Source organism: Viridibacillus sp. FSL R5-0888 (genome assembly GCF_038009105.1).
Taxonomy (GTDB): domain Bacteria; phylum Bacillota; class Bacilli; order Bacillales_A; family Planococcaceae; genus Viridibacillus; species Viridibacillus arenosi.
In genome coordinates this window covers 265,976-279,253 of sequence record NZ_JBBPAU010000001.1, presented here as the reverse complement: position 1 = coordinate 279,253, position 13,278 = coordinate 265,976, and the positions used below count along the sequence as shown (strand labels likewise).

9 protein-coding genes are annotated in these 13,278 nt (G+C 35.7%); 5 read left to right on the top strand and 4 right to left on the bottom strand.

All coding sequences use genetic code 11. The annotated features are described in order from the left end of the window. Positions 1-41: 41 nt before the first annotated feature. The gene (locus tag MKY02_RS01425; RefSeq protein ID WP_038186211.1) at positions 42-1,760 is read left to right on the top strand and encodes an ABC transporter ATP-binding protein; all 1,719 of its coding nucleotides are present in this window, start codon (positions 42-44) and stop codon (positions 1,758-1,760) included. A gap of 41 nt (positions 1,761-1,801) precedes the next feature. On the opposite strand, the gene hflX is transcribed toward MKY02_RS01425, so the two are convergent. From hflX to MKY02_RS01405, 4 genes are all read right to left on the bottom strand, one after another. Further along, positions 1,802-3,070: a GTPase HflX gene (gene hflX / locus MKY02_RS01420; protein WP_076034764.1), complete on the bottom strand. Its 1,269-nt coding sequence runs from the start codon at positions 3,068-3,070 to the stop codon at positions 1,802-1,804. Between the two features lie 246 nt (positions 3,071-3,316). After that, complete coding sequence (locus tag MKY02_RS01415) at positions 3,317-4,009, bottom strand: VOC family protein (protein ID WP_038186216.1); 693 nt, start codon at positions 4,007-4,009, stop codon at positions 3,317-3,319. A 78-nt stretch (positions 4,010-4,087) separates the two neighbouring features. Beyond that, positions 4,088-5,575 (bottom strand): sodium/proline symporter PutP, encoded by a 1,488-nt coding sequence (gene putP, locus MKY02_RS01410; RefSeq protein WP_038186219.1) that lies wholly within the window; start codon positions 5,573-5,575, stop codon positions 4,088-4,090. Between the two features lie 179 nt (positions 5,576-5,754). Continuing rightward, positions 5,755-7,386, bottom strand: a complete 1,632-nt coding sequence (locus tag MKY02_RS01405; protein WP_076034763.1) for an AMP-binding protein — start codon at positions 7,384-7,386, stop codon at positions 5,755-5,757. Between the two features lie 239 nt (positions 7,387-7,625). Here MKY02_RS01405 and MKY02_RS01400 point away from each other — a divergent pair, with 239 nt between their 5' ends. The 4 genes from MKY02_RS01400 to efeO all read left to right on the top strand — a co-directional run bounded on the left by MKY02_RS01400 (position 7,626) and on the right by efeO (position 13,274). Then, positions 7,626-9,095: a methyl-accepting chemotaxis protein gene (locus tag MKY02_RS01400; RefSeq protein WP_038186235.1), complete on the top strand. Its 1,470-nt coding sequence runs from the start codon at positions 7,626-7,628 to the stop codon at positions 9,093-9,095. Positions 9,096-9,545: 450 nt separating this feature from the next. Continuing rightward, positions 9,546-10,931, top strand: coding sequence for a Na+/H+ antiporter NhaC (gene nhaC, locus MKY02_RS01395; RefSeq protein ID WP_038186238.1), 1,386 nt, complete (start codon positions 9,546-9,548; stop codon positions 10,929-10,931). Between the two features lie 84 nt (positions 10,932-11,015). Next, positions 11,016-12,176, top strand: coding sequence for a class I SAM-dependent methyltransferase (locus MKY02_RS01390; RefSeq protein WP_038186242.1), 1,161 nt, complete (start codon positions 11,016-11,018; stop codon positions 12,174-12,176). A gap of 234 nt (positions 12,177-12,410) precedes the next feature. Then, entirely contained in the window at positions 12,411-13,274 is an 864-nt protein-coding gene (gene efeO, locus MKY02_RS01385) for an iron uptake system protein EfeO (protein WP_038186245.1), read from the top strand. The last annotated feature ends 4 nt before the right edge of the window (positions 13,275-13,278 follow it).

Here is a 13,278-nt window from a genome sequence, read left to right as displayed (position 1 = left end):
CGTTATAATACAAATAATTGAATTTACAGAGGAGCAAATACATGCTAAAACAGTTTTTTTCCTATTACAAACCGCATAAGCGATTATTTATTATCGATTTTACAAGTGCTGTCATCGTTGCAATTTTAGAACTTGCCTTCCCAATTGCCGTACAATGGTTTATTGATAAACTTTTACCAAGTGGCGAATGGGGCACAATTGTAACAGTGAGTGTACTACTATTAATCATTTATCTTTTTAGCACCTTGTTGCAATATATCGTCAGCTATTTAGGTCATAAACTTGGCATTAATATTGAAACAGATATGCGACAAGAACTATTTAATCATGTTCAAAAACAATCATTCCGCTTTTTTGATAACACGAAAACAGGCCATATTATGAGTCGGGTGACGAATGATTTATTTGATATTGGTGAGCTCGCTCATCACGGCCCAGAAGATCTTTTTATTGCCATTATGACGTTCTTCGGTGCTTTTGCTATTATGTTCAGTATTAATCCACAACTAGCCATTATCGCTATAATAATGGTACCCTTTTTAGTTTGGTTAGTAACATATTGCAATGTCAAAATGAATGTAGCTTGGAAATCGATGTATGGAAGTATTGCAGACGTCAATGCTCGCGTAGAAGATAGCGTGTCAGGTGTACGTGTTGTACAAGCATTTACAAACGAACAATTTGAAATGGATCGCTTCAAAGTAAATAACGGTCGTTTTCGTCTTGCTAAGCTTGCCGCATATAAAATTATGGCTGGTACACATTCCAGCATTTATATGATGACCCGCCTTGTTACACTAATCATATTGGTTGTTGGAGCATGGTTGAGCTTTAACGGATCGCTAACTTACGGTGAACTCGTTAGTTTCGTGCTCTATTCAAATGTACTGATTAAACCAGTCGATAAAATTAGCGCTCTCTTAGAGTTGTATCCAAAAGGAATGGCCGGTTTCAAGAGGTTTCGTGAGCTTATTGATCAAGAACCTGACATCCAAAATCGGAAGAATGCAATTGATGATCATGCATTGTCAGGAAATATTCAATTTAAAAATGTACATTTCAGATACGAGTCTTATAAAGAGATTTTGTCCAATATAAATTTATCGATTCAAGAAGGACAGACAATTGCATTCGTTGGTCCTTCAGGTGCTGGTAAAACAACGATTTGTTCATTAATACCAAGATTTTATGATGTTACTGAAGGTTCGATTTCAATTGATGGCATTGATGTACGTGATATGACGTTACACTCTTTACGCTCACAGATCGGTATCGTACAACAGGACGTCTTCTTATTTACCGGAACGGTCCGCGATAATATTGCTTATGGTAAACTTGAGGCTTCATTTGAAGAAATTCAAGAAGCTGCAAAAAAGGCTCATTTAGAGGAATTTATCGAAGGTCTTCAAGATGGTTATGATACACAAATTGGTGAAAGAGGATTAAAGCTATCTGGTGGTCAAAAACAACGATTAGCAATTGCACGTATGTTCCTAAAAAATCCTCCAATTCTCATTTTAGATGAAGCAACATCTGCACTAGATACAGAAACAGAGAAAATTATTCAACGTGCTTTAAATGAACTTGCAAAAAATCGTACGACTCTCGTCATCGCTCACCGTCTTGCAACAATACGAGATGCCGATCGAGTAGTCGTCGTCACTGAAGACGGGATTGCTGAAGATGGTAAGTACGATGAACTTGTCGCAGCAAACGGACTTTTCACAAAGTTACACAACATTCAATTTAATCAAAACTAAAAGAGTAGAGAGTCAGTTTCACAACGACTCTCTACTCTTTCTTATTTCAAGATAAATTCAGCAAAGCGATTTGCGTCTGCTTCTTTCATTTCAACTTTCAATACAGTACCTTCTTCTTCATATGCTGTTTCTTGAATATTACTATACTCATTCAAATACGAGACAATATCCCCTCGATCATATGGTATACATATGCGACATGTTACATAATCAGAGAAAATGTGGCGACGAACAACCTGTAAAAGTTCATCCAATCCCACACCATCTTTTGCAGCCATCCAAACCGTATCTCCACTTACACGAGGATACTCCACATTAGCAAGATCAGCCTTATTGTACACGTATACTGTTGGAACATCTTCAACCCCTACAGCATGTAATGTATCATTCGTTACTTCCATCATATACTGATATTCTTCGTTTGAAGAGTCCACAACATGTAAAAGTAAATCCGCATCTCGTGCTTCTTCCAAAGTAGAACGAAACGCCTTTACTAAATGGTGAGGTAATTTACTAACAAAACCGACAGTATCAGTTAATAAGAAGCTTTTATGATCAGGCAATTCAATTTGTCGAACCGATGTTTCAAGAGTAGCAAAAAGCATATCCTTTTCGAATACTTGCTTATGTTCGTCATGCTCAGTTTTACGTAACAATTGATTCATAATTGTCGATTTCCCAGCATTCGTATATCCTACAATGGATACGACTGGGATTTCATTTTTACGTCGTTGCTTACGTTGAGTTTCTCTTTGTTCTTTGACCACTTCTAAATCACGGCGTAATTTTGCAATTTGATCTTCGATTTTACGACGATCCAACTCGAGTTTCGTTTCACCTGCACCACGGTTTTTGAAACCACCGCCTGTTCCTCCACCTTGTCGGCTAAGGGACGCATGCAAACCTACTAAGCGTGGTAGCATATATTGTAACTGTGCTAACTCTACTTGCATTTGTGCTTCTTTCGATTTTGCACGTCTAGCAAATATATCTAAGATCAACATTGTACGATCGATTACTTTACATTCTAAATCAGCCTCAAGATTTCGTATTTGAGATGGTGATAACTCATCATCAAAAATGACTAAATTTGCTTCTGATTCATCGTAGAAATTTTTAATTTCTTCTATTTTACCAGTTCCAACATAATGAGATGGATTTACACGTTCTAAATTTTGCGTAACGGTGCCAACTACTTCTACATTTAGCGCTTCAGCTAAATTTTTAAGCTCCTCTAGTGAATATTCAAAATGAACATCCCCTCGTAAATTAACACCTACTATTACGGCTTTTTCAATTAATTCATCCAACTAATTTCCTCCTCTTACTACGCAAAACAAAGAGTATGAATATATTATTAACTTCCTACTGAAAATAAAAAACAGTAAAGTAGAGCTGATATTGCTACTCTTATTTTACTATTTAATATGAAATTCTCTAATAACAGATGATTCATAATCACTCCGCTAAACATTTAAACAGTTTCACTCAAATACCATTTAGAAAACCTTTATTTAAAAAGGTAAATTTATCCTAACATATTCGATTCTTAACTCTCAACCTTTTGCAATTTCGATTGTATGCAATCGTTCTTTACTATTATGCTTTTCCTCAAAAACAAATACTGTATTCCCCAGCTTCAATGTATTCCCCTTTGTAGGTAATGATAATAATCTTGACCACTGAATAAGCTTCTCTTCTACATTTTTCACGTGGAAGGTACAGCGTTTAATCGTCAATTCCTCATTTTCTGGTTTGACTGTTCCATCTTCTCTTAATGACGAATAACGTTCCTCATCCGTCTGCTCCCACTGTATAAAAAATGGGTATGGTAAAGTATGGTCTATTTTATGATCGATGAAAAGCATCTTCCATTTGCGTAATCCGCCATTGGACGTTCTTCTCTCAGCAGGAATAATACCTGATGTACGATAGCCCATTTTTTGAAAATAGCGATTCTTCTTTTCTATATCGTTTGAACGTAAGCATAATGATGCAAAACCTTCACCATCGGCAATATCATATAAAAGTTGTTTCACTAAAGGCTGAGTTGATTGTTTCGCTATATTTTCATCTTCAATAGCCAGCCATTCGATATAACTATTCTTTGTATAAAATAGTGCATTATACGTTCCCCAATCCAAATGCTGCCCACCTTTAACAGGATGTAAACCTTCAATTTGTTCCTGTTCGACAACCTGCTGTGGATTTTTTGTTGTGAAATATACGACATGATCTAATTCAAACATCCCTATCACCCCTTATGTATATAGAAAAGTCCGTAGCTGTATGTATGCAAGCATAGCCAACTACGGACACAAGAATGATTAGCCTTCTTGTTCTTCTTTCAATAACTCTATTGTTCTATCAAACTCTTCTTCAATTTCTTTATTAGGTTTATACGTTAATAAACTAACAACAACCGCTACAAGTAGACAGATGATAAATCCTGGTACAATTTCGTACATAGCCGCATGAAGCTTATCATTTGAGCCCCAAACGTAAGCTGTCACTGCCCCAGTTACCATACCTGCTAATGCACCCCAGTTTGTGATTTTCCTCCAGTATAATGTCAATAAAATAATAGGTCCAAATGCTGAACCAAAACCTGCCCAAGCAAAAGATACTAAATCCAAAATTTTATTATCCTGTTTCCAAGCTAACGCCATAGCCAAAATAGATACTAAAAGTACGGACATACGCCCTAAAAATACATATTGTTTATCTGAAGCATTTGATTTAAATACAGCCTTATAAATGTCTTCCACTAATGCAGATGACGTTACGATTAATTGAGATGAAATCGTGCTCATAATTGCGGCTAAAATAGCCGCAAGCATAATACCCGCAATGAACGGATGGAATAAAATTTGCCCTAAAGCAATAAATACTGTTTCAGGATTCTTTAATACCCCAGCATTTTGTTGATAATAGGCAATACCAACAAGCGCGGTTGCAACAGCACCAAATAAACTTAGGAACATCCAGCTTATTCCGATTCTACGAGCTTGTTTTGTTTCCTTCACACTCTTAATAGCCATAAAACGAACGATAATATGCGGTTGACCAAAATAACCTAGCCCCCATGCTACAGTAGAAATAATTCCTGTAACCGTTGTACCAGCAAATAAACTTAATAGTTTTGGATCAACTTCTTTTATTGAATCTACAGTTTCTCCAAATCCACCTGTTAAAAATAAACCAAAAATCGGAACAATTATAAGTGCTAAAAACATGACTAATCCTTGAATAAAGTCTGTATAACTAACAGCTAAAAATCCTCCAAATAGTGTATATGCAATTACCACACCAGATGAAATTAATAGACCCATGTGATAATCATAACCAAACGAACTCTCGAAAAATACTCCACCTGCAACCATTCCCGAAGAAACGTAGAAAGTAAAGAACACAAGAATAATTAAACCTGAAGCAATGCGAAGTAACTTCGTTTTATCTCTTAAGCGATTATCTAAATAGCTTGGAATTGTAATTGAATTATTTGATACTTGTGTGTACATACGTAAACGTGGTGCAACAAACACCCAGTTCAAATATGCTCCTACCGTTAAACCAACTGCAATCCAGGCTTCTATTAATCCACTTGCGTAAATTGCACCTGGTAGCCCCATTAATAACCAACCCGACATATCTGCTGCTCCCGCACTTAATGCTGTAACTGCAGGTCCTAATGAGCGCCCGCCGAGCATGTAATCTGTCAGATTAGCCGTACGCCTAAATGCATACCAGCCAATTACTAACATAGCAATCATATAAATAACGATTGCAATGAGTTGATACGTATTATCAGACATGATAAATCTCACTCTTCCCTTCACCTATATGATATAGCCATTTTATCATGATTATCCTAGCATAAGTAAGTAGAGTAGTATATTTATTCATAACGTGTAAACAATTCTCATCTGTAAGATCACTAAAAGAAAGATAAAGTTATTCAAAACTTCAACATATTATCTATGCTCATAACAACTCACTTCACTAGGTGTGATTGTGATAATTCTCTTAATCTAAACTTCTGAATTTTCCCTGATGCTGTCATTGGATATTCATCTGTAAACTTAATATACTTCGGAATTTTATGATAGGATATCTTCCCTTTACAATATGCTCTGAGCTCCTCTTCCGTGACAGACGCCCCTTCTTTTAATATGACCCAAGCCATTAGCTCTTCTCCATATTTTTCATCTGGTACTCCGACAACTTGAACATCTTGAATTTGTGGATGCTCATATAAGAACTCCTCCACCTCACGTGGATAAATATTTTCACCGCCTCGAATCACCATGTCTTTAATCCTCCCTGTAATGTCGATGTAACCATCCTCATCCATAACTGCGATATCACCTGTATGAAGCCAACCTTCGTGATCGATTGCTGCATGTGTAGCTTCCGGATTATTATAGTAGCCCTTCATAATTAAATAACCACGCGCACATAATTCACCCGGTGTACCAATCTGTGCTTCATCCCCAGTCACTGGATCAATAATCTTTACCTCTACATTCGGATGTGGTTTCCCCACTGTAGATACACGCTTTTCAATCGAATCATCCGTGCTTGTTTGTGTAATAACTGGTGAAGATTCTGTTTGACCATAGCAAATCGTAATTTCACGAGCACCCATTTCGTTAATGACCTTTTTCATTACCTCAATTGGACAAATTGACCCCGCCATAATCCCTGTACGCAGTGAGGATAATTCAAACTTACCAAAGTCGGGATGATTTAGTTCAGAGATGAACATTGTAGGTACCCCTTGTAGTGCTGTACACTTTTCATCTTGCACGGTTTGTAACACTAAGCCCGGTTCAAATTGTTCCAATACGACCATTGTAGCACCACGTAATACAGAAGCTAATGTACTCATCACACAACCAAAGCAGTGGAAAAATGGCACTGGGATGCACAAACGATCATGCTCCGTTAAGTGAATATACTCTCCAACTAGCTGAGCATTATTTACGACATTATTATGTGTTAACATGACCCCCTTTGGGAAACCTGTGGTACCTGATGTGTATTGAATATTAATAACATCATCTGGATCCAGAGATTGAAAACGTTCTTCTAATTCTTCATCTGTCACTTGCTCCGCGAATTCTACAAGTTCACTCCATTTATAAATACCAGGATAATCATTTTCACTCATAACTATCACTCGCTTGAATTGTGGTAATTTCTCTGATTGAATATAACCTTTTTTAGAGTTTGTTAATTCTGGGCATATTTTTCGGATGATATTAATATAAGAGGTACCTTTAAATTCCTCTCCTAGTATTAATGTCGTCGAGTCCGATTGCTGTAGCAAATATTCAAGTTCATTTTCTTGATAATTCGTGTTTACTGTTACAAGAACAGCTCCCATTTTCCCTGATGCAAACTGACTAAGTAGCCACTCTCTCTTATTATCCGACCAAATGGCAATATGCTCCCCTTTTGCAATCCCCATACCGATAAAAGCTTTCGCTAATTCATCTGTTTCGTGATTAAATTCTGCATAAGTTTTTCTCACATTATTTTCAGGATACACGTATGCCTCATTATTCGGAAACGCTTCCATTGTATTGCGTAAAACTTCTCCAACAGTCTTATGTAATAACATAAAACAGCCCCCCTTTGTTCGAAGTATTATCTTTTATTATTTTATCACAAAATTCTGATTAATTAACTCATTAAAATGGTAGAGTTTATTAGTTATTATCATTTTTTCCAATAAAGTATAGTAATCTTTTGTTCTCTACATTATTATTAGTTAATAAGATTTATAAAATATTTACAACATAGATACCTTATACCTATCCATAACTATTAGAAATTATTTATTTAAGGAGGTCCTTTACTATGAACATGCAATTATTATCTAAAGAAGATTGGAAGAGAAAGAACTTTTTTATTTTCCTAGTAACAATCATCGCTTCGGGCATAGGTTTTCTAGCACAATTACTTTTCGACTCGCACCCAATGGTCAAACTTGTAATTGGTAGTATTTTTGCACTCGTATTAATTTCTTTTCTTATTGAACGTAAATTAGCGATTTTCGAACGTTTCTTTCCATACTTCATTCTATTAATGGTCTTCTTCACTATCATGGGCTCAATACTTGGTGAAGGTGTCAGTACATTGGGTTCTATTGCATTATCCTTTTTCTTATTAATAGTATCTAGTATTCATTCAAGTAAAAAGCTGTTGATCTTTGGTTACCTTTTAAGTGCTATTTCAATGGTCTTAAACCAAATATATTTTGAACAAGTGGATATGATGTCTAGTCAATTTAAAAACTTAGTACTTGTTCATTTCTTATCTGGTATCGCAATCTTTTTACAAATCCATCAAAATACACACAACGCAAATAATAACGCTAAACTATATGTAGAATTAGAAGAGAAATCTCATCAAGAAACTATGTTGATGGACAAACTATCTTCATCAGTTCAAACGATTACAACAAATCTTCAAAGCATTACACAAAATACTGACAGTACGACAGCTGCACAACGAGAGATGCTTATCGCTGTTAACGAGATTAGCGCTGGTTCGGAGCAACAAGCTGATCGAATTTCAGACATCGTACTAAACTCAGAAGCTACAACACAGACAATCCGTGGCATTTCTACTTCACTGAAAGAGGCTGTGCAACAATCTAGCCAGGCGGGTACCCAAGCAACGAATGGTGCTACTCGTATGCAAATAATGAAAAATGATATTGATGACTTCACAAAATTCTTTATCGATTTAAGTATGGCCTTCAAAGATTTAACAGAAAAAATATCTGAAACAAACTCCTTTACAGTAGCGATTCGTCAGATTACGGAGCAAACGAATTTACTGGCATTAAACGCCTCTATTGAAGCTGCTCGCGCTGGTGAACATGGTAAAGGTTTTGCTGTCGTAGCTGATGAAATTCGTAAACTTGCTAGTGTAACAGATGAAACGCTCGTGAAAATTGATTCAAACTTACGTAACGTTAATGAATATAACGAAGTGACCCTCATGAAATTAGAAGATGGAATGAACAAGATATATAAACAAGTATCAGAGGCTGAACACTCTACAACCGCCTTCAATGAGTTACACAAAACTATGGAGACATTGCAACAACAAATGACTCAACTATTGACTAATATGACGCAAATAGAAGGCAACTCCGAAACCATTCAGCAAAGTACTACTGAGTTTGCAGCTATTATTGAAGAAAGTACGGCGGCTCTCGAAGAGCTAAATGCGACCCTAGTAAACTTAACAGAGGAACAAGCTCAAATTGCTAGTTACGTTAACCAAACATATGAAGTGGCGAATTCAATAAAAGCATAGTCTATTATTTTCTCAACTATCGGCATCAAATTGCCGATAGTTTTTTTATTTATGCTCGATTGCCGAATACCTAGGAATACGATAACAATAGACTTTTTTCTAATTAAGATATAAAAATGCAGTTTCAAATAATATATTTAGGTCAAATCTATTGACTATAAACTTAAACGTGGTAGAATCTTTATTAACTTCAATGCGTTGAAGCGACAAAGTATATATTCCGAGTGATGGACATAGTAGGTATTTTACAGACAGCAATTAGAGACTAAGTAATCGGTGCAAACTTAGGTCTGTTCTATAGATGAATTACACCATTAGATACTCGTTTTAAATGAAGTGGTTGGATACAATTATTCAACAATTAGGGTGGTACCGCGGAGTTCTCCTTCGTCCCTTTTTATAGGGATAGAAGGATTTTTTTATGCCATTTTAATATATAGGAGGATTTCTATGTTTCGTATTCAAGCTAAAATTACACCATCTTTTTTTGAAGCCTTACTTCTTGTAGGCGTCATTATTGCCACAATGGGGATTAGTATTGCTAAATTTGATGCAGTACCTCATATGCCAATTATTATGAGTATCTTATTGTTAATCGCATATGGCTTAATCAAAAAGGTTTCTTATAAACAACTAGAAGAAGGTCTAGTTGAAGGTTCTAGAGCAGGTTTAAGTGCCATTTTCATCTTCTTCTTTATCGGCATTTTGATTAGTAGTTGGATGATGGGTGGTACCATCCCTACAATGATTTACTTAGGTTTCCAAACTATTACGCCACATTTCTTTTTTGCTGTTGTATTTCTTGTTACTTGTATTGTAGGTGTTGCTATTGGTAGCTCACTTACTACTACTGCTACAGTTGGAGTTGCGTTTATCGGCATGGCCAGCGCAATGGATATTTCTTTAGCGATCACTGCTGGCGCTATTGTTTCAGGTGCTTTTTTTGGTGATAAGATGTCACCTCTATCTGATACGACTAACCTTTCATCTGCCATTGTTGGTGTAGACTTATTTGAACATATTAAAAATATGGGATGGACAACGATTCCTGCATTTTTCATATCATTAATTGTTTACGGTGTAATTTCACCGAATAAAGAATTACAACACGCAGACAAAATTGATTCATTCCAAAACGGGCTGTTACAAACAGGTATGGTGCATTGGTACACGCTCATTCCATTAGTTGTTCTAATCGTGTTCACATTTAAAAAAACCCCGGCAATTATAACATTAGCAGTTAGTTCTATTTCAGCTATTATCGTTTCTTATTTCCATACACAATTTGGATTTAGTGAAATAATGGACATTTTATTTAACGGCTTCAAATCTACTACAGGTATTGAAGACATTGACTCCCTACTTTCCCGTGGCGGAATTAATAGCATGATGTTCACAATCGGACTTGTCCTTTTAGCACTAAGTATGGGAGGCTTGTTGTTCACTCTTGGTATCGTGCAAGCACTATTATCTAAAGTAGAAAGCTTCTTTAAAAGTACTGGCTCTGTTATTACAGGTGCAGCCGTTACAGCCATCGGTATTAATACATTAATCGGTGAGCAATACTTATCTATTTTACTAACAGGTGAAGCTTTCCAAGCACAGTTCAAAAAGGTTGGCTTAAAAAGTAAAAACCTTGCACGTGTAATGGAGGATGCAGGTACAGTTGTAAACCCACTCGTTCCTTGGAGTGTATGCGGTATTTTTATCACTAATGTATTAGGTGTTTCAACTTGGGCGTACTTGCCATTTGCCCTGTTCTGTTTGTTATCACCAATTTTAACAATCTTATTTGGTTGGACAGGCAAAACACTTTCATACATTGATGAAAAATAATTACTCAACTTCTTTTATTCTTTGATGACGGCGAATTATGGTACACTAATGCCAACTATTAAACAATAAAGAAGGCGAGTAATAATGGATTATCAAGAAATGACACAAGCGTTATTGCAACGGTTGTTAAATAAAGAATTAATAGCTGCTACAATTAGCCAGCCACGCGCAAAGTCAAATGAAATTAAACGTATTAAATTAAAACCAATCGAACTAAAAGGCATTTATCATATTCAGCTTGAATATCAATATGAACGTATTTTAAAGCACGAAAATATACCATTATCTTCTATTGAAAAGACAGTTAATGATCTCTTTGAGAAATTCCGTCAGTTTCATGGTGAATTCACTAGTGAAAACATACAGATTCAACTATCTAAGAAAAACAAAGTATTTTGGAAAGATGAACAAACAGCAAATAAAACGGTCGACCTTTCACATAATCGCAAAAAGAATTACCTACTAGATCCTGAAACAGTTTATCCATTCCTCATCCGCTTAGGGGTGCAATCTGCTGATGGTAAAGTGAAAAAGCAAAAATATGATAAATTCAAACAGATTAATCGCTTTATCGAATTTATCCATGATTCACTCGATTATTTACCAAAGGACCGTACCATTCGTATACTCGATTTCGGTTCAGGTAAATCCTATTTAACGTTCGCACTTTATCACTATTTAAAAATCGAGCAAGGGTTGGATATACGTGTAACAGGTTTAGATTTAAAGAAGGAAGTCATTGAGCATTGTGCACAGATCGCCAAGGATTTAGAATATGATCAACTTGAGTTTTTAGTTGGAGATATTAACGACTATAATGATGAAACAACTGTCGATATGGTCGTTACTCTACATGCATGTGATGTTGCAACAGATATGGCTTTAGCACGCGCAGTAAAATGGGGAGCGAAAGTAATTTTGAGTGTTCCTTGCTGCCAACATGAATTAAATACTCAAGTTCAATCTTCACCACTTGATATTATGCTTCAACATGGTTTAGTTAAAGAACGTTTTGCTGCACTAGCTACAGACTCTATTCGAGCAGAAATTTTAACACTTGTTGGTTACGAAACACAGCTGCTAGAGTTTATCGATATGGAGAATACACCGAAGAATATTTTAATTCGTGCATACTTCACAGGTAAAAAAACAACAGTTATTCAAAAGGAACGCTATGAAGCCTTTACAAAATTTTTATCTGCAAAGCCATTCTTAGAAAAAGAATTAAAGGAATATCTCAACTAATAATTTCTCCTGTGCCAATATTTGGTATAGGGGATTTTTTTACAATTAAAATATTTTAAGAAGCACTGTGAGAGAAATCATATCTATTCCTTCCATTTTAATGATACACTTTTACGCGAAAAGGAAACTAATTCCATTAACTTGAATTTTTTGTCTAGAAAAGCATTGACTTTTCACTGATAATGATTATCATTATTGTAGATATAAAATCGAATCGCAGAGAGTAGGATATCAATGAAGTCAAAATCATTATTAGCCATTTTATTAGCAGGAAGCGTTATCGTAACAGGATGTAATAACTCAGATAAAGAATCTTCTGTTAAGAATTCATCAACTGAAGCAACAAAAGATACAAAAGTAATTGACTTACAGGCCGAAATAGATGCATATAAAGAATTCGCACTTGATCAAATGGATCAATTCACAACTGAAACAGAAAAATTTGTTACCGCTGTAAAAGCTGGTGATATTGATAAAGCAAAAGACATTTATCCAAACGCGCGTATGTTCTTCGAACGTTCTGAACCAATCGCGGAAAGCTTCGGTGACCTTGACCCACGTATTGATGCTCGTTTAGCTGACCTTGAAGAAGAAGGTCAAGGAAAAGAAGACTGGAGCGGTTATCATAAAATTGAGTACGGATTATGGGAAGAAAACACAACAAAAGGCTACGAAAAAACTGCTGATCAACTACTTAAAGATGCAAAAGAACTACGCGCTCGTGTTGAAACAGTTGAAGTAACTCCTGATTTAATGATGACCGGAGCAATCGATTTATTAAACGAAGTTTCTACATCTAAAATTTCAGGAGAAGAAGAAATTTTTTCTCATACTGACTTATATGACTTCAAAGCTAATGTTGAAGGTGCCGAAAAAATCTTCACTATTTTAGAAAGCAAAATCGAAGCTAAAGACCCTGAATTAGCTAAAAACCTAACAAAGAAATTTAAAACAGTTAACGATTTATTAGCTAAACATGAAACAAAAGATGGCTATGTTTCATACACTGAACTTACTAAAGACGATACAAAGGCATTAGCTGAAGCAGTAAACAACCTTGGAGAACCATTAAGCCAAATGGCAATCATAATGGAGTGAGATT

Coding starts and splice junctions, on each gene's coding strand:
- nhaC (WP_038186238.1), top strand. CDS start 9,546: ATGTTTCGTATTCAAGCTAAAATTACACCATCTTTTTTTGAAGCCTTA.
- MKY02_RS01415 (WP_038186216.1), bottom strand. CDS start 4,009: ATGTTTGAATTAGATCATGTCGTATATTTCACAACAAAAAATCCACAG.
- efeO (WP_038186245.1), top strand. CDS start 12,411: ATGAAGTCAAAATCATTATTAGCCATTTTATTAGCAGGAAGCGTTATC.
- MKY02_RS01400 (WP_038186235.1), top strand. CDS start 7,626: ATGAACATGCAATTATTATCTAAAGAAGATTGGAAGAGAAAGAACTTT.
- MKY02_RS01425 (WP_038186211.1), top strand. CDS start 42: ATGCTAAAACAGTTTTTTTCCTATTACAAACCGCATAAGCGATTATTT.
- putP (WP_038186219.1), bottom strand. CDS start 5,575: ATGTCTGATAATACGTATCAACTCATTGCAATCGTTATTTATATGATT.
- MKY02_RS01405 (WP_076034763.1), bottom strand. CDS start 7,386: ATGTTATTACATAAGACTGTTGGAGAAGTTTTACGCAATACAATGGAA.
- MKY02_RS01390 (WP_038186242.1), top strand. CDS start 11,016: ATGGATTATCAAGAAATGACACAAGCGTTATTGCAACGGTTGTTAAAT.